The following is a 25,343-nucleotide window of genomic DNA, read 5'->3' as shown; positions in this document are numbered from 1 at the left end:
AATGGGTTTCACGTTTCAATTTATATTAAAATTATTTGCGACAATGTTTTTATCAATTATCTTAACGCCATTGCTTAAATTATTGTCTTTTAAAATCGGCGCTGTCGACCGTCCTGGTGAACGTCGTATTAATGAGAAAACAATGCCCACAGCAGGTGGATTAAGTATTTTTATTTCATTTGTTGTGGCTATTGTGTGGGAATTTAATGATATGTTAGATGCAAAGCAGATTTGGCCAATGCTAATTGCTGCTTTTATTATCATTTTAACAGGTTTAGCTGATGATATCTTTGAGATAACACCAATGCAAAAAACATTAGGGATTATTGTCGCTTCTTTGGTGATTTATTTTATTGGAGATATCACTATCGATACGATTTCAATTCCTTTTTTGGGATCCTTTCAATTGGGTTGGTTGAGTTTGCCTATGACACTTATTTGGATACTGGCGATTACCAACGCCGTAAATTTAATTGACGGTTTAGATGGTTTGGCTTGTGGTGTAGCAGTGATTGCTTTAGTAACCATTGGTCTAATTAGTTATTTCTTTTTGCCAACCAACGGTGTTCCACTTGCGATTATGATTTTTTCTCTAGTAGCTGCGATCGCCGGCTTTTTTCCTTATAACTTTCACCCGGCAACGGTATTTTTAGGAGACACAGGGGCTTTGTTTTTAGGATTCATGATTTCTGTTTTTTCTTTGCAAGGGTTAAAAAATGCGACATTTATTTCGGTTTTAACTCCTATGTTTATTTTGGGCGTTCCTATTACGGATACCGTTTATGCAATGTTACGTCGTTATTTTAATAAAAAGCCGATTTCATCAGCTGATAAAATGCATTTACATCATCGCTTGCTTTCTTTAGGATTTACTCATTGTGGTGCGGTACTTACGATTTATGCTTTGGCTATGGTGTTTGCCCTGATTGCACTATTAATGAATTATGCTAGTACTTGGGCAATTATATTACTTGTAATCAGTACATTATTTGGTCTAGAATTATTCATTGAACTAATTGGTTTAGTAGGTGAAAATCGACAGCCATTAATGCACACATTGAAATTTGTAGGTAATCGTAGACACCGCCAACAAATATTAAATAAGACAAAACATAAAAATAAACATGAGAAAAAATAAAAATTGGGAGTTGGTTTATTAGACTTCCAATTTTTTTATATAGAATAATTGTGGAAAAATTAATCCTTTGACAAATTTTGATTACAGATGTAAACTTGTTAAGTAAGAGAGGAGCAGACTTATGAACACATTGGTAGAACCTATTAAAATCAGCGATTCCGAATGGGAAGTTATGCGCGTTATTTGGACTAAGGGAAGTGCTGATGCAAAAACGATCAATGATTTGTTAAGCAGCTCCAAAGGTTGGAAGCTAGCGACGACAAAAACATTATTAGGTAGACTTGTTAAAAAAGATATTTTACAGACCGAACAGCTAGGTAAAAAATTTGTCTATACTGCAAAAGTTACTGAAGAAGAGACTGTTCGTAGTGCGACAGAAAATATTTTTTCACATATATGTGCTAAAAAGGTAGGAAGCACAATTGCTGATATGATTTCAGAGGCAGAATTGACGCAAGAAGATATTGACAATATCCAAGATATTTTATCGGAAAAAATGGCAGTAGCAGATATTGCTTGTAATTGTATTCCTGGGCAATGTATCTGTAAAGAATAAATAAAGAAAGGAAGCTAAAGTATGAAGCAGAAGTTTTCTATCGAAGGAATGAGTTGTGGTCATTGTGTTGCACGCGTTGAAAATGCGGTTAATGAACTACCGGGCATTCAAAAAGTAAAGATACATTTGAAAAGAAGTAATGGTACAGTTAAATTTGATGAAGGACAAGTTAATAGTGAGCAGATTGCAGAAAAAATTAACGATACTGGATATAAAGCTAAAGCAGTTTAAGGTTAAAAAATGAAGGATGTGAATCAGCATTCTTCATTTTTTATTACTTGAAACTGTAAACCTCCCAACTGCCTATGCTATAATAAATTTGATGAAAAAAGGAGGGCAGTGCAATGGAATTAAAAAAGCTTGAAGTGCCAACTTCTTCTATTACAGAAGTAAAACGCTCACCTATGGAGGTATTTGAACAAGCCAAACAAGCAGGTACTGCTGTGTATGTATTTAATAGAGAAAAAGTAGCGGGAGTCATGCTCACACAAAATCAATATGAAACTTTATTACAAGAGTTAGATGCGTTACGCAGTGAGACAAAAGATTTTTCAAGCACACCGCAAGAGCACTTTGTTGATACAGGTTTAGAAGAATTATATCAACGCTTACAGAACAGTTTAATGACAGCTTCCAGTATTTCAGCAAAAACGTTAGATGAGCGTATGGTTTCCAATGGTTTTATTACTAGGAAAACTGGGTTTGGCGGTGTAACAGATATGATCAATGAGCTAAGACAGTCTGGAAAAATTGTCTATCAATTGCGACAAAAATCAAATGATCAAAATGTTGTTGCTGAAATTATGGGTAAACAGGATAAAAGCGAGCACTTATCTGATCACTTAATAGTGGACAAAATTTATATAAAATAAAATGAGTGTAGAGACTGAAAGAAGTAAAATTGTAAATTTCTATTTCGGCCTCTTTTTTTTAAAAAGAAAAATGAGAAATTTTTGAATTTTCTACGTTTTTAGTCTAAATTATGATAGGATAACAACAACTAGAATTACAAGTTTATGTTAAAGGAATGATAAAAATGGCAGACGTTTCTCAAAGATTTAATCCACGTTTAGATCAAATCGCGGTTTCTATGATCCGTCAATTTGATGAACGTGTTTCAACGATACCCAATATTTTGAAATTAACATTAGGTGAACCAGATTTTAATACGCCTGAGCATGTTAAAGAGGCAGGAATTAACGCAATAAAAGAAAATTACAGTCACTATACAGGGATGTCTGGTGTTGCCCAGCTTAGAAAAGCAGCTGCTCGGTTTGTTCATGACAAATATAATTTATCCTATGATTTTCAATCAGAAGTACTAGTTAGTGTTGGTGTGACAGAAGGAATCGCTGCAAGCTTAATAAGTGTCTTAGAAGCTGGTGATAAGGTGATTGTACCTTCTCCAATTTTTCCCGGCTATGAACCTATTATTACCTTAACAGGAGCCCAGCCTATTTATATTGACACAAGCGTGAACGATTTTATTCTTTCACCTGAAGTGTTAGAAGAAACATTACAAAAATACGGAGATGAAATCAAAGCGATTGTGTTAAATTATCCAAGCAATCCAACCGGTGTGACTTATTCTCGTGGAGAAGTTAAAGCTATAGCTGATGTATTGAGAAAGTATTCAGTTTTTGTCATTAGTGATGAGGTATATAGTGAATTAACTTATGAAGGAGAACATGTATCCATTGCCGAATATCTCCGTGAACAAACGATTTTACTTAATGGTTTGTCTAAATCCCATGCGATGACTGGCTGGCGTTTAGGTTTGATTTTTGCGCCGGAAGAATTGACGAAACAAATTATAAAAACCCATCAATATTTGGTTACTTCGGCAGTCACTTCGGCACAGTTAGCCGCTGTGAATGCGCTGACCGACGGATTTGATGATGCTTTACCTATGAAAGAAGAATATCGCAAACGTCGTGACTTTGTTTATGGAGAGTTACATCGTTTAGGTTATGAAGTAGCTAAACCGACCGGTGCTTTTTATATTTTTGCAAAAATTCCAGAAGGTTATATAAAAAACTCGATGGAATTTTGTGTAGACTTGGCTGAAAAAGAAAGCTTAGCAATTATTCCTGGTGCTGCTTTTGGCGTAGGTGGAGAGGGTTACGTACGGTTGAGTTACGCAGCTAGTATGCAAGATTTAGAAGAAGCGATGAAACGGATTGAACATTATATGCAAAACAATAAAGTTGCGTAGTGGATAAAAGTAGAATCGAACAATTTGGTGTTTGCCTTGAGTAAATCTAAATTGTTTGATTTTTTTCTTTTTTTAAGCAAAAGGATTGTTAAAAAATATATCTTTATTTTAGGAATGGATAAAAGGACTATTGCAATAGTACATAAAATGGTATAATAGTAGGCGGCTTGGTTAGAAAGAGAAACTTATTTTTAGAGGAATAGATGAATGGTTTTCTCAGAAAAATATATCTGTTTCAACCTTGAGGTAATAGCGATAATTAGGCGGAGATGAATAAAATGGAAATTGAAAAAACAAATCGTATGAATACACTTTTTGAATTCTACGCCACATTGTTAACAAAAAAACAAATGAATTATATGGAGTTATATTACGCAGATGATTTTTCTTTAGGAGAAATTGCCGAAGAATTTAACGTGAGCCGTCAGGCTGTGTATGATAATATAAAACGAACGGAAAAAATTTTAGAAGACTACGAATATAAACTATCAATGTATTCAGATTATAGAATTCGAAGTGAGCTGTTGGATCAGCTAACTGATTATATAAAACAAAATTATCCGGCAGATGAAACTTTGACAAATTTAGTAAAAGATATTCAAGAAATCGATGAATAAAGGAAGGAACAATATATGGCATTTGAAAATTTAACAGACCGCCTGCAGCAAGCGATGAAAAAGCTGCGGAAAAAAGGAAAAATTTCGGAGTCTGATGTAAAAGAAATGATGCGGGAAATCCGCTTAGCTTTACTAGAAGCCGATGTTAACTTACAAGTAGTTAAAGACTTTACTAAAAATGTTCGTGAACGTGCGGTGGGTGCAGAAGTATTAGAAAGCTTGTCGCCTGCTCAACAAATCGTGAAAATCGTTGATGAAGAGCTGACGAAAACACTTGGCTCTGAAGCGGTAGGGCTTAATAAAGCCCCGAAGATACCTACTGTTATCATGATGGCTGGTTTACAAGGTGCTGGGAAAACTACATTTGCCGGTAAACTAGCCAATCATTTGATAAAAAATGAAAACGCGCGTCCTATGATGATCGCAGGTGACGTTTATCGTCCGGCAGCTGTAGATCAATTGAAAGTATTAGGTCAACAATTAGACGTACCAGTATTTGAAATGGGAACTGAAGAAAGCCCGGTAGAAATCGTTAGACAAGGGATGGAATTGGCTCATGAAAAGAAAAACGACTATGTACTTATTGATACGGCCGGACGTTTGCATGTTGATGAGGCGTTAATGGAAGAATTACAAGACATTAAAGACATTGCGCAACCTAATGAAATTTTACTGGTTGTTGATGCCATGACAGGACAAGATGCCGTTAATGTTGCTGAAAGTTTTAATGAACAATTAGGTATTTCAGGAGTTGTTATTACAAAACTAGATGGTGACACACGTGGGGGTGCGGCGCTATCGATTCGCTCTGTCACTGGCGCGCCAATTAAGTTCACCGGAATAGGTGAAAAATTAACTGATATGGAAGTCTTTCACCCTGACCGGATGTCTAGTCGAATATTAGGCATGGGCGACATGTTGACGCTGATTGAAAAAGCGCAACAAGATTATGATGAACAAAGAGCCGAAGAGATGGCTGAAAAAATGCGAGAAAATACATTTGATTTCAATGACTTTATTGAACAAATGGACCAGCTATCCAATATGGGCTCGATGGAAGATATCATGAAAATGATCCCAGGGATGAATCAAATGCCGGGAATAGATAATGTGCAATTTGATCCTAAGGATATGGAACGTAAAAAGGCGATGGTTTATTCTATGACGCCTGCTGAACGTGAAGATCCTGATCTGTTGAATCCAAGTCGTAGACGACGAATCGCTGCTGGCTCAGGAAATAGCGTAATCGAGGTCAACCGTATGATCAAACAGTTTAAAGAGTCTCGTAAGATGATGCAGCAAATGTCTAAAGGAAACATGGATAGTATTCCGGGCATGGATCAGATGCTCGGCGGCGGTGTTAAGGGAAAAATTGGCAAAATGGCAATGAACCGCTCAATGAAAAAAATAAGAAGAAGAAAAAGAAGAAAAAAAAGAAATAGAAGTATTTTAATGTTTTAAGAAATGCTGACACCTTTTTGTTTGTCGTGTTTAATAAAGCATGATATTATAACAGTATCAGAAAGGAGACGATGTGATGAGTACAAATAAAGATGATTTAAAAGGGAAATTCACCGAGGCAAAAGGAAAAGTAACAGGTGATAGTACTGAAGAACTAAAAGGAAAAGCACAACAAGGTCTCGGTAAAGCAAAAGACAAAGCACAAGAAGCTGCTGATAAAGCAGCAGACAAAGTAAATGAGCAAGTTGATGAAAAAAAAGATGAATCACAAGATAATGATTCTGGAAATAACGAATAATAGAGCAGAGATAACGAAATAGTCAATGGCTATTTCGTTATTTTTTAAGTTTCTACCTTTGTATTATCAAATGTTTAGATTTGACGTTGGAAAATATTCAAATTATAATACGCCCCGTTAGATCATATATATAATATTTTTAAACAATAGTTAAATTGATGCAAATGTCAAAGGAGCTTTTCTAAATGAAAAAAGCAACAGAATTTGAAAGATTATTAAAATCACTAGATGGGCAAAAATATGGTGCATACAAACGCACGCAAGGTAGGTATCAGTTCGATAACTATCAACTGTCTATTGATCATGTTCAAGTTGATCCCTATGCCCCACCAACCAAAGCACGAATAATTATTGATCGAAGTGTTCTTGATATCCCTGATGAATGGCTTGACTCAAAATATAAAAAAATTGCTGTTTCAGATTTTTTGACAAGAAACTTTTTTAAAAAATTACAGCCTTTCAATCGAGCAGTTAAAGGAGCCGGAACCAACGGAAAAGTTTTTATAGATCGTTGTGAGCAGGAAATTTTAGAAAGAACGTCGGTCTCCATTAATGACGAGTCAATAGAAGTTCGTTTTGAAGTCGGTTTACCTGCTGCTGGCAGAACAATTTTAGGAAAATCAGCGGCACACATTTTTAATAAAGTCCTGCCACAAGTTGTCAAACAGGCACTGTTTTACCGCAATCTAGATCAGAAAGCACTAAAGAAACAAGTGACATTGATGTTAGATCAAGTATATATTAGAGAAGAATTAGCTCGTAAAAGATTAGTAGCTTTTGTGGGAAATGATTCTATTTTGCCACGGCAAAGTGGTGTTTCTGATAGACCGCTAAAAGATGCGATTTTATTTACGAGTCCTGAAAATTTTGCGATTACCTTGGATCTACCCAGTGGACAAACTGTTACAGGGATGGGAATTCCAGAAGGTGTGACTTTGATTGTGGGAGGAGGCTTCCACGGGAAGTCTACGCTCTTACAAGCTTTGGAACGTGGTGTATATCATCATATTGCCGGTGATGGCAGAGAAATGGTGATCACACGTCAAGATGCTGTTAAAGTACGGGCTGAAGATGGTCGGAATATTGAAAAAGTAAACATTAGTGCTTTTATTAATAATTTACCAGCTAAAAAAGATACGACACAGTTCACCTCGGACAATGCTAGTGGCAGTACTTCTCAAGCGGCTAATGTAATGGAAGCTTTGGAAGCTCAGTCTTCTTTATTGTTAATTGATGAAGACACTTCTGCTACCAATTTTATGATTCGCGACGGTAGGATGCAGCAATTAGTTGCACCAAATAAAGAACCTATTACGCCATTTACCGATAAAGTCAGTCCCCTATATGATACATTAGGTGTATCTACCATACTTATTGTGGGTGGTTCAGGGGACTATTTTGAAGAAGCCGATCAAATTCTTATGATGGATGAATATCATCTTAAAGATGTGACAAAAACAGCCAAAGATATTGCAAATTCTGCTGGATATCAAAGGGAAAAACTGACCGATAGTCAATTTGGCGAGACACCAGTAAGAATTCCATTAAAATCTAGTTTTTCTAAGAAGGGAAAAGATGCCCGCCTAAAATCACAAGGGCAACATGCTATTTTATACGGACGTGAACCGATTGATATTTCTGGCTTAGAACAGCTTGTTGATGACAGTCAAGCCAACTGTATAGCAATGATGATTGATTTTTTCCAAAAAGAATTACTCAATGAGCAAGTGACACTTACTCAGGCAGTGGATCAAGTTTATGACTATATTGATCGTTTTGGATTAGATGCGATTTCTCCTTATGGTGGACATCCTGGGAATTTGGCTTTAGCTCGTAAGCAAGAACTTTGTGCTGCAATTAATCGTTATCGTGGATTGAAAATAAAAAGTTAATTGAAGTAAAGTTTTGATATGATAATTATAACAATTTTAAAATGAAAAAAACTTTGGTCAGATTTAAAAATCGACCAAAGCTTTTTTTGTAAAAACTATTTTGTTTATCCGTTGACTCTGCTAGCGATATCTACGACATTGCGAGCTTGCTTTTTCACAGCGGCTTCAACATCTTCTATCATGTTGCCATTGTCATCTACAGTCACTGAAGTTCCATAAGGGTTACCTCCTGCAGTGGTATATTCAGGTTGAGTATAACCAGGTGCTGCAATAATAGCTCCCCAGTGCATCATTTGAATATAAAGAGATAGAAGTGTAGCTTCTTGTCCACCATGAGCATTGTGAGCTGAAGTCATACCTGTTACAACTTTATTTGCAGTTTCACCAGTTGCCCATATTCCGCCTTGTGTATCGATAAATTGTTTCATTTGTGCAGCCATTACACCAAAACGAGAAGGAACGCTAAAGATAAGGCCGTCTGCCCATTTGATATCTTCTGAAGTTACTTCTGGGACATCTTGTGTTGCATCATAGTGAGTTCTCCAAGCAGGATTTGCATCTATTGCAAAATCGGGCGCTAATTCAGGTGCTCTAACTAAACGAGCCTCAGTACCTATGCTTTCTACTGCTTCTTTTGCCCATTGTGCTAATTGATAGTTTGTACCTGTGGAACTGTAATAAATAATTGAAATTTTTGTCATAAAAACATTCTCCTTTAAATTTGCTCGTAATTTTACTTACAATTAATAAGTTAAAACAAAAGAATAAAAATGTCAATTTATTTACTTATTTTTTGTAAGTTATTTTACAAATATTATCTTATAAAAAGTTAGCGTGTTTTGCAAAGAAAATGCATGGAGATTTTATATAAAAAAATTAGTCTGTAAAGAAAAAACTCTTTACACTATATGCAAAAGCTGTTAAACTACACTTTGTGATCAAAATTAATGGAGGTGTAAAATTGGCAGTAAAAATTCGTTTAAAACGTATGGGAGATAATAAACGCCCAACTTATCGTATTGTAGTAGCAGACTCACGTTCACCACGTGATGGTCGTTTTATTGAAACTGTGGGCACTTATAACCCATTGAGAGAACCAAGCGAAGTGAAAATTGAAGAAGATGCTGTATTGAATTGGTTAGCCAAAGGCGCTCAACCATCTGATACTGTTCGTAATATCCTTTCTAAAGAAGGAATTATGAAAAAGCATCATGACGCAAAAAACGCTAAGAAATAAGGTGACTAACTATGACAGATTTGACCGATTTGGTCTTAACGATCGTTCGTCCCTTAGTTACCCAGCCTGATCAAGTGTCAGTCGAAATTGATGAAACTGATAAATTTTTCGAGTATAATTTATCGGTTGCGCCAGTTGATGTTGGACGAATCATTGGTAAACAAGGACGTATCGCAAAAGCAATTCGAATCATTGTTTACAGTGTGAAAACTGACGATCGTAAAAAAGTACGATTGAACATTTTAGATGGCAAAGAGTAATAAAGGCAAAAATCATCACTCGATGGTTTTTGCTTTTTATTTATAAAAAAATAATACATAGAAAAAGATGATAGCACAGGAAAATGAGAAACCCATGTTGAATGAGTAGCGATAGCTCAAAGAAATAGGAGAAATGGCTATTTAGTGTTTTGTTAGTTATTTGAAATTGAATATATAAAGTTAGCTATTTAAATACGGCTAAAGGTGGATGTTTTTTGTGTGAATGTATATCATAATAAGTAGAGAGGAGGCGTCTGTATGGAGACACTTATTGCTTTTGCTATTGGACTTTTTCTTCTAGCGTGGACTATGCGAGCAAGAAGCTGTTTTTCACGTTTTATAGCACTTGTGCTTTTTATTTTTTTACTTTGGGTTTATCGGATCGAAGTTGCTAATGTAGTGGACCAAATCGGCAATATTTTTAATGTAGACAATATTTCGGAACGGTTTTACCATTTTCTAATGACCATGTGGCAAAGACTGATTCAATGGTTTGGCCAGCTGATTCAGTAAAAAATTAAACTCAATTATTTTAAACTTTAAATTTAATCAAAAAACTGCTAGTAAAGTTATTTTACTAGCAGTTTTTTAGTAAATATTATTTTAAATGCGCTTTTATCCAAAGAAGGACAATAAGACACCTGCAGTAACAGCAGAGCCGATGACACCAGCAACGTTAGGACTCATCGCATGCATTAAAAGATAATTATTTGGATTATTTTTAATTCCTTCTTTTTGCACAACACGAGCAGCCATTGGAACGGCCGAAACTCCGGCTGCGCCAATCAAAGGATTAATTTGTCCGTTGGTCATCTTATACATAATTTTTCCTATCAACACACCAGAAACAGTTCCCACTGCAAAGGCAATCAAGCCTAATATGGTAATGACAATTGTTGACCATGTTAAAAAGGTTTCTCCTGTAGCTTTTGCTCCTACTGAAACGCCGAGAATGATTGTAACAATGTACATAAAGGAATTCTGTAAGGTTTCAGATAATTTAGGAACTTGACCACTTTCTCGGATAATATTACCCAACATCAACATCCCAACCAAGGTTGTGGCCGACGGGATAAGTAAACTAACAAAAAGTGTGGTAATAATTGGAAATAAGATCTTTTCTTTTTTGGATACGGTACGCAGTTGTTCCATTTTAACTTTACGTTCTTTTTCAGTCGTGAGTAAGTTCATAAGAGGCGGTTGTATAATAGGAACTAAAGCCATATAAGAATAAGCAGCTAAGGCAATCGCAGGCAAAATATGGTCGGCTAGTTGACTTGTTACATAGATCGCTGTCGGTCCATCGGCACCCCCGATAATTCCAATAGAAGCTGCTTCTTCTGGGGACATCCCTACGACAATAGCTAAAAAGAAGGCGCTAAAAATACCAAATTGTGCTGCACCACCTAAAAGTAATGTCTTAGGATTTGCTAAAAGCGGGCCAAAGTCCGTTGATGCACCTAAGCATAAAAATATCAATGGAGGGTATATTCCTAGATCAATTCCTTGATAAAGATAATATAAAAGACCTCCTGATTCACCATTGGCTGGTTCATCCATTAATCCACTTAATGGCAGATTAACCAACAGTATACCAAAAGCAATCGGTATTAATAAATATGGTTCATACCCTTTTCGAACAGCTAAGTATAAGAAAATAAGGGAGATGATAATCATAATCAATTCCTTATAAGTCATACTAAGTATTCCTGAGCTTTGAACCAATTCGTTTACTATATCTAACATAGACTTGGTACCTCCTCAGAAATTATAGTTCAAATAAAACATCGTCTGCTTCAACAGCTTGACCTTCAGTTACGTTAATTGCTGAAATGGTACCGTCTGCAGGTGCGACAATTTCATTTTCCATTTTCATTGCTTCTAAGACAATGACTGTTTCGCCTTCTTTTACGGCTTGTCCAGCTTTTGCTTGTACTTTGTAAATATTTCCAGGCATTGGGGCAGTCACACTTTCTCCTCCTGATGTTGCTGTAGGGGCAGGAGAAGCTTGCGTTTGTTCTTGTGATTGTTGTGGCTGACTTTGCGTTTGGACTGCTTCTTTTGGTTCGCTTCGCTCGTTTTCGCTAATTTCTTCTATTGTTACTCTATATAATTTACCATCGATTTCTACTTCGTAGTTATTCATTTTCATTCCTCCATTTAATGATGATTTGTTTAATTTCTATCTCTTTTAAATTTATCAACTACTAAACTCATAATAAGTGCTACTTTTTCAGGTGGGATTGTTTCTTGTCTAGCAGTTTCTACTGGACTTTTTTCTTGACTTGCAGAAAGATCTTCTTGATTATTTGCTGGAAGGGGTTGATTATTATTTTCTTTGTCAACTAAATTTTTTACGATGGTTAAAATTCCCCATAAACCGATTAATACAGTAAATACAGCAGCCATAGCTACTATCATTAGCATTAGTCCATCGATTATTGTAAAGTTTGCCATTCTGACACCCTCTCTTTATTATATCTGCGTTACTTTAATTTTTGTAATGTCATCTTCTTTACCGTCCGCTGGTTTATTAGAGTATTTATTTTTTAGATAAGTTAAACCAACTTGCGAGAACAAAGCATAAGTTAATACATCTTCTTCAGTTTTAGCTAAATCGCCTAACTCAGCAGCCAATGATTCCATTTCTGGTTCTAAATGATCCGCTGGACGATCTGTCATGACTGTTTCATCGCCGATGATATTTTTTCGTACAGTTTCATCTACAGGAGCAGGAGATTGCCCATATTCGCCCCGAAGATAACTTTTAATTTCATTTGGCACCATTTTGTAACGTTCTTTAGCAATCACATTAAATACCGCTTGTGTACCGACCATTTGACTCATTGGTGTAACTAATGGCGGATAGCCCAGATCCTTACGTACAGCGGGAACTTCTTTTAATACCTCATCATATTTATCTGTTGCGTTGGCTTGTTTCAATTGAGAGTAAAGGTTGGATAACATGCCGCCAGGTACTTGGTAAAATAAAGCTTTAGGTTCTACATCCATCATCTTGTAATCAAAGATTCCTTCATCGATATATTTTTGTTTGATGGGTTTAAAATATTCTGCTACTTCTTCCATTGCATCTAAATCAACATTTAAGTTGTAACCATATTCTTTTAAGACATAGGCCATGGTTTCGGAAGCAGGTTGGCTTGTTCCACTTGCAAATGGTGAAATAGCTGTATCGATAATATCTGCGCCGGCTTCAACTGAAGCTAAATAAGTCATTTCAGAAGTTCCGCTAGTAGCGTGTGTGTGAATTTCAATCGGAATATCTGTTACTTTTTTCAGCTCAGTGACTAATTCTTTAGCGACTTCTGGTGTCATAATGCCAGCCATGTCTTTGACACAAATAGAATCAGCGCCCATATCAACTAATTCTTGGGCAAGTTTACTATAATATTCCACTGTATGAACAGTGCTGATAGTGTAACACATCACTAGCTGAGCATGTTTATTCGCTTTTTTGACTGCTTTAAGTGAAGTCTTCAAATTTCTAGTATCATTCAATGCATCAAAAATTCGAAAAATATCTATGCCGGCTTCAGCTGCATTGGCGACAAAACTTTCAACAACATCGTCAGCATAATTACGGTAACCTAGCAAGTTTTGTCCTCTTAACAACATTTGAAGCTTAGTATTTTTCGCTCTTTTCCGAATTTCACGCAATCTTTGCCAAGGATCTTCGTTTAAAAAACGAATAGCAGCATCATAAGTAGCGCCGCCCCAACATTCTAGAGATGTATAGCCAGCTTGGTCTAGTTTTTCAACAATGGGTAACATATCTTCTGTTGACATTCTGGTTGCCATTAAACTTTGATGAGCATCTCTTAGTACAGTTTCCATGAAATTAATGGTTTTATTACTCATTTTTTTCTTTACCTCCATTTTATTTTTATCTTGCTTAAATTACTAACGCATATAAGTTCATTCTACGGGATAATGAAACTCAGTCAACCAACATCATCGAAAAAAACACTTTAAATACATTGCTATTTATGTTTGTTTTATAGCTATATAGTTTAATAGGGAATTTGGAATCTTTTATGAATAGGATAAAATACTTTTAATGTTTTTTAAGTGTACTTTTGCTAAAAAATTATTGAAACCGGTTGTTGTGTATTTTATGATAATTTGAGTGGTTTAGCGCTGTAGCTAACATTTTTTATTAAATAAAAGGAGAGAAGGCTATGAGTAGTGAAGAGAAGAAAGGGGTAAAACTATATGGTGCCCCCTGGTATTTAACGGTTATTGTCTGTTTAATTATCCTTGGAACCATGTTTATGGGAGGACTAGGGACGGATATGCCGAGTACCTTTGCTTTAATGCTGGCAATTGGTATTCCTTTGTATGAAATCGGTCAACGGTTGCCCATCTGGAACAAGTATATTGGTGGAGGAATTCTTCTAGCATTTATAGGGATGTCTGTTATTGGTACCTATAATTTAATCCCAACGGAATATATTACATCGATTGATAATTTTACTGGTGAAACGAACTTTCTAACGTTTTATATCACTGTATTGATTACTGGTTCTGTGTTGTCACTAGAAAGAAATATATTGTTAAAAAGTTTTGCGGGTTATTTTCCGGCTATACTAGGTGGATTTGCAGGAGCTATCCTACTGGCTATTGTCGGTGGTATGTTTTTTGGTATTAGTCCAGGTGAACTTGTTACTCATTATGCGCTTCCTATAATGGGCGGCGGTAACGGTGGCGGTGCGATTCCTTTATCGGAAATTTATGCGGATATTACAGGAGAAGGAAGCGAAGTTTATTATAGTTTCGCCATTATTATTCTAACGATCGGGAATATTTTTGCGATTTTTATAGCCGCTTTATTGAACAAACTCGGACAAGCATTTCCTAAATTAACTGGAGATGGAAAAACGTTGATTCGTGGCGCTGAAGAATCTGATATTTCAGATAAAACGTACACACCAACCCTTGCCGATGTTGCCTCTGGCTTATTACTTGGTTTAGGCTCTTACTCAGTGGGGCTTTTGTTTAGTAATGTTTTATTGCCGGAAATTTTCGGGTTCCCTATCCATGAGCTAGCTTACATGGTTATTTTCGTAGTCATTCTTTGTGCCTTTGGTATTGTTCCTGAAAATGTACGTATGGGTGCTAAACGTCTGCAGACCTTCTTTACCAAACATTTAACGTTATTGATCATGGTAGGTGTGGGTGCTGATTTAGATTTGAATGAATTGCTTTCAGCCATTACTTTCTCCAATATCGTTGTTTCTTTATTTGTTATCATTGGTGCAGTTGTTGGTGCTGGGCTCGTTGGTTATCTGGTTGGATTTTATCCAATTGATACAGCTGTTACCGCTGGTTTATGTATGGCCAATCGTGGCGGTTCCGGAGACTTAGCGGTATTAGGGGCTGCTAATCGTATGGATTTAATTGCTTACGCCCAGTTATCTAGTCGTCTAGGTGGCGCGATTATATTGGTACTCGCCAGTGTCTTATTCTCCATTTTATTATAGTTGATTAGATTAAAGTTATCTATGTTAATCGTTTTTGAACAATTTTTTTAAATTGTTCAAAAACGATTTTTTTAAGTCTTTAGACCGGGTTGAGCTCGCGTAGCGTGCGAAACAAAAAACCACCCGCTATGCGGGTGGAAAGGAAAAAGTTATACTAAAAAAATCTCTTCACTAGCGTTACAATGTAGTTGTTCAGGCTACATGGTAATGAAAGGAAGAGATTCAGTTGGCTAACAAAGCAAATAGTTTAGCCCATACAAAATGGTTATGCAAATACCATATTGTATTCACCCCCAAGTATAGAAGAAAAATTGTTTATAATCAATACAGAGCAAGTCTACAAGAGATTATCAAAAGATTGTGCAGTTATAAAGGTGTAGAAATCCTAGAAGGACATATGATGCCCGATCATGTTCACTTGCTCGTAAGTATACCACCGAAGATAAGTATTTCTAGCTTTATGGGGTATTTAAAAGGAAAAAGCGCCATGATGATGTTTGATAAACATGCCAATTTGAAGTACAAATTTGGGAATCGTCATTTTTGGGCAGAAGGTTATTATGTGAGCACAGTGGGTCTTAATGAGGCAACCATCAAGAAATATATTCAAGAGCAAGAAAAACATGATATGGCCTTAGATAAACTAAGTGTTCGAGAATATGCAGACCCTTTTAAGGGTTAGAGAGTGATAAAAACACCTCTTGAGAGGTAGCAAAAGCGACAAAACCAGTGTGGCTTGAACAAAGTGAAAGCCAGCGCCTTGAGACGCTGGCTAGTATTGGGGGCTTATAGCCCCAGAGCAAACCACCCTTTTGAAGGGTGGTTATGATTATTAAACTATTCTTTAACCTATCTGTTGACCTAACCATAGGGAAGTAAGCTATTTCTAAAAATGAGATCTCTCCATGAACCCATAAAATTAATGATATTTAAAGTGATAAATTGTTCTTTAAGTGTATTTTTCAAGATAAAGATTGAAAACGATTTCCCGATACACTATTATAAGTTTGTATTTAAGTAATATTAATGAATAAGTTTATTTTTTTATTCTATAGAAAGTGAGGTATGGGAGTGGTTTTATGGTAACAATCGTTTAACAAAATAAGGAGAGTGAATTTTATGGTTAATAATGGAAAAAAAGGGTTTAAATTATATGGTGCTCCCTGGTATTTAACGCTAATCGTCTGTTTAATTATCCTTGGAACCATGTATATGGGAGGGATAGGCACCGATATGCCGAGCACCTTTGCTTTGATGTTGGCAATCGGGATTCCTTTAAATGAAATTGGCAAGCGATTACCCATCTGGAATAAATATATTGGTGGAGGAATTCTGCTAGCTTTTCTAGGATCATCTGTGATTGGTACTTATAATTTGATTCCATCAGAATATGTCACTTCAATTGACAATTTTACTAGTGAAATAAATTTCCTAACGTTTTATATTGTTGTTTTGATTACTGGTTCTGTCTTATCATTAGAAAGAAATATTTTGTTACGAAGTTTTGCCGGCTATTTTCCTGCTATCCTTGGAGGGTTTGCGGGAGCCATCTTACTAGCTATTGTCGGTGGCATGTTTTTTGGAATTAGTCCAGGTGAATTGGTTACTCACTATACGCTTCCTATCATGGGCGGTGGAAATGGCGGCGGTGCGATTCCTTTATCCGAAATTTATGCGGATATTACAGGTGAAGGAAGTGATGTCTACTACAGTTTTGCTATTATTATCTTAACGGTTGGAAATATCTTTGCGATCTTTGCAGCTGCTTTATTAAATAAACTGGGACAGGCTTTTCCGAAGTTAACGGGTGACGGAAAAACTTTAATTCGCGGAACTGAAGAAGCGGACATTGCAGATGAAGAGTATACACCAACTTTAGCTGATGTTGCTTCTGGATTAATGCTTGGACTAGGAGCTTATGTTGTAGGTCTTTTATTCAGTAGCGTATTATTACCGGAAATTTTTGGTTTCCCCATCCATGAGTTAGCTTATATGGTTATTTTCGTGGTAATCCTCTGTGGATTCGGTGTTGTTCCTAAAAATGTACGCATGGGTGCGAAACGTTTGCAAACTTTCTTCACCAAACACTTAACGTTATTAATTATGGTAGGTGTAGGTGTTGATTTAGATTTGAATGAATTACTTGCAGCGATCACTTTCTCTAATATTATCGTTTCTTTGTTTATTATTATTGGTGCAGTTGTCGGATCTGGTTTTGTTGGTTATTTGGTTGGATTTTATCCAATCGATACAGCTGTCACCGCTGGTTTATGTATGGCTAACCGAGGAGGCTCTGGTGATTTGGCAGTATTAGGTGCTGCTAACCGGATGGACTTAATTGCTTACGCACAATTGTCTAGTCGTTTAGGCGGTGCGATTATCTTAGTGCTTGCGAGTGTTCTATTCTCTATTCTGTTGTAATACACAAATAAAGCTTCAAAAGGTTTGTCTTATGAGAACCTTTTGAAGCTTTATTAAATAACATTTTCTAAAAAGCCAAAATAAATGCCTAAACTTAATAAATCAGCTGCGCCACCTGGGCTTAGATGGGTCTCTATTAGCTGTTTGTTGAATTTTTCTAAGGCTTTTTTTAAAGCAATGTTGTCTAATTCAGCTTGATGAATGATTAAACTATCTTGTTTGACCTGTTGCCAACCATCGATGCCGCCCCGATGTAAAAGGTTACTATCTTCTATCTGACTCATTACTAAAATCAAACTACGTAACAGGAATGTTTCGGTGTCTTCTGATGCGTTATGCTGGCGCAAAAAAGGTAATAATACATTTGTTAGAGCGGGATATCCTTGCATCGCTTCGCCACGTATGCCTAATGTCCCAGTTTCAATATATAATTTTTCGCCATGCGTTAGTTGCTTTTTTTGTGTCACTTGATAAAAGTCCTGCTGAGCTAAATCTTGGGTCATTTGTGCAACTAAATTTAAGACAGCCCGACTATCTTCGGACGAAAAAGGCAGCGAATGAGTTTTCATATAAAAACCTGTGGCTCCTAATAAAACAGCTAAAGAAAAGTTAGCGCCTTTATGTGTGTTTATACCATTTGTAGCTAGTAACATATCTTTTTCGGCTTGTATCCCTGCTTTACGTAAATTATGAAAAAGATCAGTTAAATCAGCATTGTGTTGCAATCCTAATTGAAAGTACTCTTGAAAGTGAGGCGCTAAGCTTTCGATACTGTTGATAAATGTAAAAAAGTCCATGTCATTGTGAGCCCCATTGTCAAAACGATCTACAAGACCAGGTTTTGGTGAAATAGCTACTTCGTAATAAAGAGACTTTGTTGCAAAACGAGCGATTTGTGTTGTTAATGAGTTATTCAATCTTTCTTCTTTCCATTTCTTTTAGGATAAATTGCAACGAACGGTCAATATGTTCATGTGTAATCAAGGTGATCTGTTCTACATCTTGATTTTTCATTCCGCGATAAATAAGCCAGTGTTCGTTTAACGCTAAACTTCTTCTAGCTGAAGCGCGAATAGAAATATCACGGAAGTAGACAAGATAAGTTTGTAAATTCGTCACAATTTCTTTTAAACGTAACATTTGGCTTTTTTCATAAATAAATTCGTTAAAATCAGAAAAGTTTTGTAGAAGATTATCTACCTGGTCTGTTTTATTGTAATACTCACCGCGCTCTAGTAATTGTTCTAGTTCAGCAAAATCATGTTCATCCATTCGCTCCATTGCTCTGATTGTTGCTAGGGTGTCTAGGGCTTTACGTATATCGTAAATTTCATAAGCATCTTTGATACTGATCCCTTTGACGACAATGCCAATGCGAGGGACATGTTCGACTAGCTGTTCTTTTACCAGTTTTTGTAATGCAAAACGGATAGGGGTCCGACTGAAATTTAGTTCCTCTGATAGTTCTTTTTCATTGATTCTTTTCCCAGCTGGAATATCACCTAAAATAATTGTTTTACGCAAAGCTTCATAAACGGCGATTTTTAAAGGCTTATTTTGTGTTAGGTCAAGGTTACATTTTATTGCACTGACAATAGGACCCACCGTTATTCCTCCTCGAATTTTAAGTATTTCACTTAAAAGTGCTTTTTCCTTATTTTACCATAAAATAAAGTGTTGGGATAATAACTTCCTTTTATTAGTTTAAAGACAATTAGAGCTAATGAAATTTTTATATATTTTACTTATTTAACGCTTTTTAGGGCTAAGAACACGAAAAGAACAATTTTATTGCCCGTTTTGCCTACACATTTTGCAAACTTTTCCTATAATGGAGATGTGAGTAATTTTAGAGAGGAGCTTTCTATGCAGCGTTTAAATTAATCGTTATGTAAAGCACAAATCTTGTTTTGTTACTATAGCTTTCCTATAATCGCTTGATATCGTAAGGCTAAGCTTGCCGTTAGAATTTGGTTGAAATAAAAAGGTGCAATCTTTATAAAAATTAGTAAGAATATATTGCAGCTGTTAACAATTTTATTTTATTCCCAAATGTACATGTTCAAAAGGGGATGAAGGTAATGAATAATAAGTATATAAGTAAACGTATCTGGTTGGATAAAGATAAAAGAGGACTCGAAGATTGGCGTAATCTTATGGAAAAAGCAGGTCTTCAAACAGGAGAAACACTTGATTATACAGTAGGTATCTATGACGATAAAAGATTAATTGCCACAGGCTCTTTTGCTGAAAACATTATTAAGTGTGTGGCTGTCTGTAAGGACTATCAAGCAGAAAACCTACTAACACAAGTCTTAACAGCTTTGATCGAAAAAATGAACGAAAATGGATACTATCATTACTTTTTATATACTAAACCAGAAAAAGAAAACGTTTTTCGCTCATTAGGCTTTAAAAAAATTGTCACTAATGATGATGTCTTGTTTATGGAACAAGGTCCTGATGATTTTTCGTCTTATCTACAGCATTTGCAAGACAATAAAAAAGCAGGACAAGGCGCAGGAATCGTAATGAATGCTAACCCTTTTACTAAAGGACACCAGTATTTAGTTGAATATGCCGCCCAAAAAAATGACCAAGTTTATGTATTTGTTTTGTCAGAAGATCATTCTGAATTTTCCACAAAAGATAGAGTGAAAATGGTCGAAGCAGGCGTCAGTCATTTAAGTAATGTAACGGTCTTTCCTACAAGAAAATATCTTGTGTCGCAAGCGACTTTTCCGGCTTACTTTTTAAAAGATAAGGCCGAATTAACGGTAGCTAGGACACAAGCTAGACTAGATGCACAAATTTTTAAAGAAAAGATTGCGCCGGTCTTAGAGATAAATGTGCGTTATGTAGGAGAAGAACCCTATTCTAAGGTAACTGAGGTGTATAACAAAGCGATGAAAGAAGTTTTTAGTGATGATTTAACTTTAGTTATTTTGCCTAGAAAAGAGGTTAATGGCTCAGTCATTTCAGCAACCAAAGTTCGCAAAGCAATAGCAGAACAAAATGAAACGTTACTCTTAGATTTTTTGCCCAAAACGACGTATGATTATTTAGAAAAAAATTTTAGATGAGGTGAAAAAAGTGAAAGTTTTACAAAATGCAGTAAGTGGAACAATGGAGTCTAGTGATATTCAAATTACTATTCAACCTGTTGATACAACTGAAATTCAAATCGATTTGGATAGCAGTGTTGAAAAACAATTCGGTCGTAAAATCCGTCAAGTGATTACAGATACCTTAGAAAATTTAGAGATTCAAGGTGTTAAAGTTACGGCAGTAGATAAAGGTGCATTAGATTGTACTATTCAAGCACGTACGATTACAGCTGCTCATCGTGCGGCTAAACAAGAGCAATATGATTGGAAGGAGATTGACTCATGGAACGTTTAAGAAGAACGATGATGTTTGTCCCGGGCCAAAATGCGGCAATGTTAAGAGATGCGCCATTGTACGGGGCAGATTCAATTATGTTTGATTTAGAAGACGCTGTTTCATTGCCTGAAAAAGATTCCGCTCGTACTTTGGTTCATAACGCTTTGCGTACATTTGATTATAGTCAAGTAGAAACTGTCGTTAGAATTAATGCTTTAGATGCTGGTGGTGATCTTGACGTTGAAGCTATGATATTAGCAGGCATTAACGTGATTCGTTTACCTAAAACTGAAACAGCCCAAGATATTGTTGACGTTGAAAAAGTGATTACAGAAGTAGAAAAGCAAAATAATATCAAAGTAGGTACAACGAAAATGATGGCCGCTATCGAATCAGCAGAAGGTGTGTTAAATGCCCCTGATATTGCTAAAAGTTCTGATCGGCTGATTGGTATTGCCTTAGGGGCGGAAGATTATGTAACCAACCTAAAAACAGAACGTTATCCAGATGGGAAAGAGCTATTTTTTGCACGTAGCATGATTTTACATGGTGCTAGAGCTGCAGGTATTGCTGCAATTGATACAGTATATTCTAATGTTGAAAATCCTAAAGGACTTGAAAGTGAAGTACGACAAATTAAACAACTTGGTTTTGATGGGAAATCAGTGATCAACCCGCGTCAAATTCCAATCGTCAATAAAATCTATGCACCAAAAGAAGACGAAGTACAAAATGCTAAAGAAATCATCTGGGGGCTTCGTGAAGCTCAAGAAAAAGGTTCAGGCGTTGTTTCAGTTAACGGTAAAATGGTCGATAAACCAGTTGTTGAACGCGCAGAACGTGTGATTGCTTTAGCTATTGCTGCAAATATGATTAAAGAGGAGGATATTTAGTTATGGTAGTAAATAATGTTGGTAAAGATATTCCTCAAGAATATGCGGATAAATTTGGTGTTTATGAAGGAGAACTTGCTCATATCAGTGAATATCAAGAAGCAAGCCGTAACACAAAACCAGCAAAACCAAATGATGAAAAATTATTAAAAAGTATTCGAGAAGCCATTAAAAAAACCGGTGTAAAAGATGGCATGACGATTTCTTTTCACCATCATTTCCGTGAAGGCGATTATGTAATGAATATGGTTTTAGAAGAAATTGCAAAAATGGGCATTAAAGACATTTCAATTGCGCCAAGTTCAATTGCGAATGTGCATGAACCATTAATTGATCATATTAAAAATGGTGTGGTAACAAATGTTACTTCTTCTGGCTTGCGTGATAAAGTGGGTGCAGCTATCTCAGAAGGTATTATGGAAAATCCGGTAGTTATTCGTTCGCATGGAGGTAGAGCGCGAGCTATTGCTGCTGGCGATATTCATATTGACGTAGCCTTTTTAGGGGTGCCAAGTGCCGATGAATATGGCAATGCTAACGGCACAAAGGGAAAAGCTACTTGTGGATCATTAGGTTATGCCATGATCGACGCCAAATATGCAGATCAAGTTGTAGCTATTACTGATACTTTAGCTGATTATCCGAATACACCGATTAGTATTCCGCAAACAGATGTTGATTATGTAGTAGAGGTAGATGCGATTGGCGATCCAGAGGGGATTGCTAAAGGGGCAACACGTTTTACTAAGAATCCGAAAGAATTAATCATTGCAGAAAATGCAGCCAAAGTGATTACAAACTCTCCTTACTTTAAACAAGACTTTTCTTTCCAAACAGGTACTGGTGGCTCTGCATTAGCGGTAACGCGCTACATTCGTCAAAAAATGATTGAAAAGGATATTACGGCAAGCTTTGCATTGGGTGGTATCACGAATGCGATGGTTGATTTATTAAAAGAAGGCTTAGTGGAAAAGATCATTGATGTACAAGACTTTGACCATCCATCAGCTATTTCACTTGATGAAAATGATAATCATTACGAAATTGATGCGAACATGTATGCTTCACCATTGAGTAAAGGTGCAGTGATTAATAAATTAGATACAGCTGTTTTATCGGCTTTGGAAGTTGATACAAACTTTAATGTCAATGTAATCACTGGTTCAGACGGCGTTCTTCGTGGCGCTTCGGGTGGTCACTCAGATACGAGTGCTGCTTGTAATATGAGCTTGGTTATTTCACCTTTAGTTAGAGGTAGAATACCAACATTTGTTGATGAAGTAAATACAGTCGTTACGCCAGGTGATAGTGTAGACGTGATTGTGACAGAAGTAGGTATTGCGATCAACCCAAATCGTCAAGATTTAATTGAGCACTTTAAAGACCTAGATGTACCGCAATTTACTATTCAAGAGCTTAAAGATCAAGCTTATAGTATTGTTGGTCAACCTGATCCGATTGAATATGGAGATAAGACGGTTGCTTTGATTGAGTATCGTGATGGTACTTTAATCGACGCGGTGAAAAATGTCTGAGCAAGTGTTTACTGGTCCTAGCGTTTCGCTAGTCGAAATGCTCGATGCTCGTGAGATGCGCGCTAGTCGGCAGGAAGAGTTTTTAAAGCAACATTCTGAAGCTACGCTTTTGCTAGCGACGATGAATATTCCAGGAGAAGTAAAAAATTCGGCGATATTGAGTCGAGTTTTTTCACAGATGGTCGCACAAATCAAACAAGAGTTATCTTCTTATTCTATTGTTACAAGCGCTGAGTATAATCTTAAAACAGGATCTGAGTTTTATTTAGTAGCAGATATCACACCGGCAACTTTAAAGAAAAAAATGGTTGGTCTGGAAGAAAATGATGCTTACGGGCGATTATTTGATTTGGATATCCACTATTTAGAAAATGGTTTACAAAGTTTGAGCCGTCAAGACATCGGAATTTCTCCAAGAACTTGTTTAATTTGTCAAAAAAACGCCAAAGAATGCGGTCGAGAGCGCCGTCATTTGATTGAAGAAATGCAAGTAAAAATTGCAGAAATTATCGGTAAAGAAGAATAAATAGAGTCAACAATAAAGCAGCGCGTGCCTTTTTGTCACGCGGTGCTTTATTTTATGAATAATATGATTGATAGCCACTCTTATTTGAAAGCTATTGTACCGATGAATAAGGATAAGCACATAAGATCAGCAAACCTATGTGCTAAACGAGCAATAGGCACATAAAAACTTACGTTCTTATCTTGTTTTAACCCCGCTAGTTTGTGGGACTTATGTGCTAAGCGAGCAATAAGACCATAAGAATTGCAAAACGATGAGCTATTAGTCATAAAAAAATACTTATTTTTTTGTACTTCAAACAATAAATGAGATGACTATTGTTAATAACGTTAAATAAATAATATTAATCAGATAAAAATTGCGAGTAAACAACTTACGATCATTTGGAATTTGGATACGAACAATTTTATAACCAATCAAATTGGCCAAAGAAGCAATCAATGTACCTAAGCCGCCAATATTGACCCCTAAAAGAATCGACTGGTGGTACTTAGTAAAAGGTGCTAGCAAGATGGCTGCAGGAACGTTAGAAATTACTTGCGAAGCTAAAATACCATCTAATAATGTATTCACTGGACTAGTGAATGTTCTTTGTAACCAGTTAATCAATTCCTCCGATTGACTGAGATTTCCTACAATAATGAAAAAGAAGGCAAAAGTACAAAGCAAGCGATAATCGACTTTTTGGAAAAGTTGAGGCTGCCAAAATAAGATAATGATAGCAACGATGATAAAGGCTATAAGATAAGAAATTATACTAAAAACACCAGCGATCATCACGATCATTAAAAGCCCATAAATAAGTGCTTTTTGATGATCAAATGGATTGCTAGTTATTATTAAGCTGAGAGGTTCTTTCGGTATAAATTGGATAGATACCATGAGTAATACCAATGATAAAACAGCTAATAGGCCAGTTGAATAGAAAAATTCCAGTAAAGGAATATTATAATATGAATATAAAAATAAGTTTTGCGGATTGCCAAATGGGAAAAAACTACTTCCTAAGTTTGCTGCGACAATGATATAAACACTACCCAACAATACGGATTGACGGTTAGCAAGCGCCTTTGTCATTCGTAGATAGATAGGTAATAAAGTTAATATCGCTACATCATTAGTTAAAAACATTGAACTAAAAAAGCTTAACAATACAATATATCGGATCAGCTGTCGGAAAGTCAGACTTTTTTTAACTAAGATCTGACCGAAATAGCTCAAAATTCCAGTAGCGTCTAATCCGCTAATGACTAACATTAAGCCACCTAGTGTTGCAATGACTTTGAAATTAATATCTTGAATAGAAAAACGACCTAAAGTCACAGCGATAATTGCCAACAAAAATGAAATACTAAAAAGAAGATCGTTGCGGAAAAAATCAAACAAACGTTTCATTTATAAGCTCCTTG

The 25,343-nt window shown here is 36.1% G+C and carries 27 protein-coding genes and 1 pseudogene; 20 read left to right on the top strand and 8 right to left on the bottom strand.

The features are described 5' to 3' along the window. The first annotated feature begins 1 nt into the window (after nucleotide 1). From C7K42_RS10270 to C7K42_RS10230, 9 genes and pseudogenes are all read left to right on the top strand, one after another. A complete protein-coding gene (locus tag C7K42_RS10270; protein ID WP_103099684.1) occupies nucleotides 2–1,138 on the top strand; it encodes a glycosyltransferase family 4 protein in 1,137 nt (378 codons plus the stop codon). A 121-nt stretch (nucleotides 1,139–1,259) separates the two neighbouring features. Next, the gene (locus C7K42_RS10265; protein WP_014124167.1) at nucleotides 1,260–1,694 is read left to right on the top strand and encodes a CopY/TcrY family copper transport repressor; all 435 of its coding nucleotides are present in this window, start codon (nucleotides 1,260–1,262) and stop codon (nucleotides 1,692–1,694) included. A gap of 21 nt (nucleotides 1,695–1,715) precedes the next feature. Continuing rightward, nucleotides 1,716–1,925, top strand: a complete 210-nt coding sequence (gene copZ, locus C7K42_RS10260) for a copper chaperone CopZ (RefSeq protein WP_014124168.1) — start codon at nucleotides 1,716–1,718, stop codon at nucleotides 1,923–1,925. Between the two features lie 113 nt (nucleotides 1,926–2,038). Further along, nucleotides 2,039–2,566, top strand: coding sequence for a prevent-host-death protein (locus C7K42_RS10255; protein ID WP_014124170.1), 528 nt, complete (start codon nucleotides 2,039–2,041; stop codon nucleotides 2,564–2,566). 164 nt (nucleotides 2,567–2,730) lie between these two features. Then, on the top strand, nucleotides 2,731–3,909 hold the full coding sequence (locus C7K42_RS10250) for a pyridoxal phosphate-dependent aminotransferase (protein ID WP_041591775.1): 1,179 nt from the start codon (nucleotides 2,731–2,733) through the stop codon (nucleotides 3,907–3,909). Nucleotides 3,910–4,187: 278 nt separating this feature from the next. After that, the gene (locus C7K42_RS10245; RefSeq protein WP_014124172.1) at nucleotides 4,188–4,526 is read left to right on the top strand and encodes a putative DNA-binding protein; all 339 of its coding nucleotides are present in this window, start codon (nucleotides 4,188–4,190) and stop codon (nucleotides 4,524–4,526) included. A 15-nt stretch (nucleotides 4,527–4,541) separates the two neighbouring features. Further along, nucleotides 4,542–5,968 (top strand): annotated as a pseudogene (gene ffh / locus C7K42_RS10240) (signal recognition particle protein). 95 nt (nucleotides 5,969–6,063) lie between these two features. Next, complete coding sequence (locus C7K42_RS10235; RefSeq protein WP_014124174.1) at nucleotides 6,064–6,285, top strand: CsbD family protein; 222 nt, start codon at nucleotides 6,064–6,066, stop codon at nucleotides 6,283–6,285. Nucleotides 6,286–6,470: 185 nt separating this feature from the next. Beyond that, entirely contained in the window at nucleotides 6,471–8,177 is a 1,707-nt protein-coding gene (locus C7K42_RS10230; RefSeq protein WP_103099683.1) for an ABC-ATPase domain-containing protein, read from the top strand. Nucleotides 8,178–8,281: 104 nt separating this feature from the next. Here C7K42_RS10230 and C7K42_RS10225 read toward each other — a convergent pair whose 3' ends face one another. Then, complete coding sequence (locus tag C7K42_RS10225) at nucleotides 8,282–8,878, bottom strand: flavodoxin family protein (protein WP_014124176.1); 597 nt, start codon at nucleotides 8,876–8,878, stop codon at nucleotides 8,282–8,284. A gap of 260 nt (nucleotides 8,879–9,138) precedes the next feature. Between C7K42_RS10225 and rpsP the strand changes: the two genes are divergently transcribed. The 3 genes from rpsP (at nucleotide 9,139) to C7K42_RS10210 (ending at nucleotide 10,187) form a co-directional block, all read left to right on the top strand. Next, nucleotides 9,139–9,414, top strand: a complete 276-nt coding sequence (gene rpsP / locus C7K42_RS10220; RefSeq protein ID WP_014124177.1) for a 30S ribosomal protein S16 — start codon at nucleotides 9,139–9,141, stop codon at nucleotides 9,412–9,414. 11 nt (nucleotides 9,415–9,425) lie between these two features. Beyond that, the gene (locus C7K42_RS10215; RefSeq protein WP_061841346.1) at nucleotides 9,426–9,674 is read left to right on the top strand and encodes a KH domain-containing protein; all 249 of its coding nucleotides are present in this window, start codon (nucleotides 9,426–9,428) and stop codon (nucleotides 9,672–9,674) included. A 258-nt stretch (nucleotides 9,675–9,932) separates the two neighbouring features. Continuing rightward, the gene (locus tag C7K42_RS10210; protein ID WP_014124179.1) at nucleotides 9,933–10,187 is read left to right on the top strand and encodes a hypothetical protein; all 255 of its coding nucleotides are present in this window, start codon (nucleotides 9,933–9,935) and stop codon (nucleotides 10,185–10,187) included. Between the two features lie 102 nt (nucleotides 10,188–10,289). On the opposite strand, the gene C7K42_RS10205 is transcribed toward C7K42_RS10210, so the two are convergent. Genes C7K42_RS10205 through C7K42_RS10190 form a run of 4 tightly spaced genes read right to left on the bottom strand, consistent with a single transcriptional unit; the run spans nucleotide 10,290 to nucleotide 13,553 of the window. After that, nucleotides 10,290–11,420: a sodium ion-translocating decarboxylase subunit beta gene (locus tag C7K42_RS10205; RefSeq protein ID WP_014124180.1), complete on the bottom strand. Its 1,131-nt coding sequence runs from the start codon at nucleotides 11,418–11,420 to the stop codon at nucleotides 10,290–10,292. A 22-nt stretch (nucleotides 11,421–11,442) separates the two neighbouring features. Then, nucleotides 11,443–11,820, bottom strand: coding sequence for a biotin/lipoyl-containing protein (locus C7K42_RS13320; RefSeq protein WP_061841345.1), 378 nt, complete (start codon nucleotides 11,818–11,820; stop codon nucleotides 11,443–11,445). 29 nt (nucleotides 11,821–11,849) lie between these two features. Next, the gene (locus C7K42_RS10195) at nucleotides 11,850–12,131 is read right to left on the bottom strand and encodes an OadG family protein (RefSeq protein WP_014124182.1); all 282 of its coding nucleotides are present in this window, start codon (nucleotides 12,129–12,131) and stop codon (nucleotides 11,850–11,852) included. Nucleotides 12,132–12,149: 18 nt separating this feature from the next. Further along, nucleotides 12,150–13,553 carry an oxaloacetate decarboxylase subunit alpha gene (locus tag C7K42_RS10190; protein ID WP_014124183.1) on the bottom strand — a complete coding sequence of 468 codons (1,404 nt, stop codon included), beginning with the start codon at nucleotides 13,551–13,553 and terminating at the stop codon, nucleotides 12,150–12,152. 320 nt (nucleotides 13,554–13,873) lie between these two features. Between C7K42_RS10190 and C7K42_RS10185 the strand changes: the two genes are divergently transcribed. The 3 genes from C7K42_RS10185 (at nucleotide 13,874) to C7K42_RS10175 (ending at nucleotide 17,596) form a co-directional block, all read left to right on the top strand. Further along, nucleotides 13,874–15,175 (top strand): 2-hydroxycarboxylate transporter family protein, encoded by a 1,302-nt coding sequence (locus C7K42_RS10185; RefSeq protein ID WP_014124184.1) that lies wholly within the window; start codon nucleotides 13,874–13,876, stop codon nucleotides 15,173–15,175. Nucleotides 15,176–15,401: 226 nt separating this feature from the next. Beyond that, nucleotides 15,402–15,857: an IS200/IS605 family transposase gene (tnpA, locus tag C7K42_RS10180; protein ID WP_014124664.1), complete on the top strand. Its 456-nt coding sequence runs from the start codon at nucleotides 15,402–15,404 to the stop codon at nucleotides 15,855–15,857. Nucleotides 15,858–16,294: 437 nt separating this feature from the next. Beyond that, nucleotides 16,295–17,596 carry a 2-hydroxycarboxylate transporter family protein gene (locus C7K42_RS10175; protein ID WP_014124185.1) on the top strand — a complete coding sequence of 434 codons (1,302 nt, stop codon included), beginning with the start codon at nucleotides 16,295–16,297 and terminating at the stop codon, nucleotides 17,594–17,596. 53 nt (nucleotides 17,597–17,649) lie between these two features. Here C7K42_RS10175 and citG read toward each other — a convergent pair whose 3' ends face one another. Together citG and C7K42_RS10165 are read right to left on the bottom strand one after the other, a co-directional pair. Then, a complete protein-coding gene (gene citG / locus C7K42_RS10170; protein ID WP_014124186.1) occupies nucleotides 17,650–18,513 on the bottom strand; it encodes a triphosphoribosyl-dephospho-CoA synthase CitG in 864 nt (287 codons plus the stop codon). After that, nucleotides 18,506–19,201 carry a GntR family transcriptional regulator gene (locus C7K42_RS10165; RefSeq protein WP_014124187.1) on the bottom strand — a complete coding sequence of 232 codons (696 nt, stop codon included), beginning with the start codon at nucleotides 19,199–19,201 and terminating at the stop codon, nucleotides 18,506–18,508. The genes citG and C7K42_RS10165 overlap by 8 nt, the downstream gene beginning before the upstream one ends. Nucleotides 19,202–19,677: 476 nt before the next feature. On the opposite strand from C7K42_RS10165, the gene citC reads away from it, so the two are divergent. The 5 genes from citC to citX are packed head-to-tail and all read left to right on the top strand — an operon-like array spanning nucleotide 19,678 to nucleotide 23,934. Continuing rightward, entirely contained in the window at nucleotides 19,678–20,679 is a 1,002-nt protein-coding gene (gene citC, locus C7K42_RS10160) for a [citrate (pro-3S)-lyase] ligase (protein ID WP_103097215.1), read from the top strand. A 10-nt stretch (nucleotides 20,680–20,689) separates the two neighbouring features. Beyond that, on the top strand, nucleotides 20,690–20,998 hold the full coding sequence (citD, locus tag C7K42_RS10155) for a citrate lyase acyl carrier protein (RefSeq protein WP_103097216.1): 309 nt from the start codon (nucleotides 20,690–20,692) through the stop codon (nucleotides 20,996–20,998). Next, entirely contained in the window at nucleotides 20,986–21,873 is an 888-nt protein-coding gene (locus tag C7K42_RS10150) for an aldolase/citrate lyase family protein (protein WP_103097218.1), read from the top strand. Before citD ends, C7K42_RS10150 begins: the two co-directional genes overlap by 13 nt. 2 nt (nucleotides 21,874–21,875) lie before the next feature. Continuing rightward, nucleotides 21,876–23,408, top strand: a complete 1,533-nt coding sequence (citF, locus tag C7K42_RS10145; protein ID WP_103097219.1) for a citrate lyase subunit alpha — start codon at nucleotides 21,876–21,878, stop codon at nucleotides 23,406–23,408. After that, nucleotides 23,401–23,934, top strand: a complete 534-nt coding sequence (citX, locus tag C7K42_RS10140; RefSeq protein WP_103097221.1) for a citrate lyase holo-[acyl-carrier protein] synthase — start codon at nucleotides 23,401–23,403, stop codon at nucleotides 23,932–23,934. Before citF ends, citX begins: the two co-directional genes overlap by 8 nt. Before the next feature lie 294 nt (nucleotides 23,935–24,228). On the opposite strand, the gene C7K42_RS10135 is transcribed toward citX, so the two are convergent. After that, complete coding sequence (locus C7K42_RS10135) at nucleotides 24,229–25,329, bottom strand: SLC13 family permease (protein ID WP_103097222.1); 1,101 nt, start codon at nucleotides 25,327–25,329, stop codon at nucleotides 24,229–24,231. Nucleotides 25,330–25,343: the final 14 nt, after the last annotated feature.

The sequence above is a fragment of the Tetragenococcus halophilus subsp. halophilus DSM 20339 genome (assembly GCF_003841405.1).
Taxonomy (GTDB): Bacteria; Bacillota; Bacilli; order Lactobacillales; family Enterococcaceae; genus Tetragenococcus; species Tetragenococcus halophilus.
Note: the sequence above shows the minus strand (reverse complement) of the source record. Positions and strands in the feature narration are given on the sequence as shown.

Excerpts from the sequence above, each read along its gene's own strand:
- C7K42_RS10195 (WP_014124182.1), bottom strand. The coding sequence starts at position 12,131 with ATGGCAAACTTTACAATAATCGATGGACTAATGCTAATGATAGTAGCT.
- C7K42_RS10210 (WP_014124179.1), top strand. The coding sequence starts at position 9,933 with ATGGAGACACTTATTGCTTTTGCTATTGGACTTTTTCTTCTAGCGTGG.
- C7K42_RS10215 (WP_061841346.1), top strand. The coding sequence starts at position 9,426 with ATGACAGATTTGACCGATTTGGTCTTAACGATCGTTCGTCCCTTAGTT.
- C7K42_RS10135 (WP_103097222.1), bottom strand. The coding sequence starts at position 25,329 with ATGAAACGTTTGTTTGATTTTTTCCGCAACGATCTTCTTTTTAGTATT.
- C7K42_RS10270 (WP_103099684.1), top strand. The coding sequence starts at position 2 with ATGGGTTTCACGTTTCAATTTATATTAAAATTATTTGCGACAATGTTT.
- C7K42_RS10265 (WP_014124167.1), top strand. The coding sequence starts at position 1,260 with ATGAACACATTGGTAGAACCTATTAAAATCAGCGATTCCGAATGGGAA.
- C7K42_RS10250 (WP_041591775.1), top strand. The coding sequence starts at position 2,731 with ATGGCAGACGTTTCTCAAAGATTTAATCCACGTTTAGATCAAATCGCG.
- C7K42_RS10205 (WP_014124180.1), bottom strand. The coding sequence starts at position 11,420 with ATGTTAGATATAGTAAACGAATTGGTTCAAAGCTCAGGAATACTTAGT.
- C7K42_RS10235 (WP_014124174.1), top strand. The coding sequence starts at position 6,064 with ATGAGTACAAATAAAGATGATTTAAAAGGGAAATTCACCGAGGCAAAA.
- citC (WP_103097215.1), top strand. The coding sequence starts at position 19,678 with ATGAATAATAAGTATATAAGTAAACGTATCTGGTTGGATAAAGATAAA.
- C7K42_RS10245 (WP_014124172.1), top strand. The coding sequence starts at position 4,188 with ATGGAAATTGAAAAAACAAATCGTATGAATACACTTTTTGAATTCTAC.
- citX (WP_103097221.1), top strand. The coding sequence starts at position 23,401 with ATGTCTGAGCAAGTGTTTACTGGTCCTAGCGTTTCGCTAGTCGAAATG.
- C7K42_RS13320 (WP_061841345.1), bottom strand. The coding sequence starts at position 11,820 with ATGAATAACTACGAAGTAGAAATCGATGGTAAATTATATAGAGTAACA.
- C7K42_RS10255 (WP_014124170.1), top strand. The coding sequence starts at position 2,039 with ATGGAATTAAAAAAGCTTGAAGTGCCAACTTCTTCTATTACAGAAGTA.
- C7K42_RS10150 (WP_103097218.1), top strand. The coding sequence starts at position 20,986 with ATGGAACGTTTAAGAAGAACGATGATGTTTGTCCCGGGCCAAAATGCG.
- C7K42_RS10225 (WP_014124176.1), bottom strand. The coding sequence starts at position 8,878 with ATGACAAAAATTTCAATTATTTATTACAGTTCCACAGGTACAAACTAT.
- citF (WP_103097219.1), top strand. The coding sequence starts at position 21,876 with ATGGTAGTAAATAATGTTGGTAAAGATATTCCTCAAGAATATGCGGAT.
- C7K42_RS10175 (WP_014124185.1), top strand. The coding sequence starts at position 16,295 with ATGGTTAATAATGGAAAAAAAGGGTTTAAATTATATGGTGCTCCCTGG.
- copZ (WP_014124168.1), top strand. The coding sequence starts at position 1,716 with ATGAAGCAGAAGTTTTCTATCGAAGGAATGAGTTGTGGTCATTGTGTT.
- C7K42_RS10185 (WP_014124184.1), top strand. The coding sequence starts at position 13,874 with ATGAGTAGTGAAGAGAAGAAAGGGGTAAAACTATATGGTGCCCCCTGG.
- C7K42_RS10190 (WP_014124183.1), bottom strand. The coding sequence starts at position 13,553 with ATGAGTAATAAAACCATTAATTTCATGGAAACTGTACTAAGAGATGCT.
- C7K42_RS10230 (WP_103099683.1), top strand. The coding sequence starts at position 6,471 with ATGAAAAAAGCAACAGAATTTGAAAGATTATTAAAATCACTAGATGGG.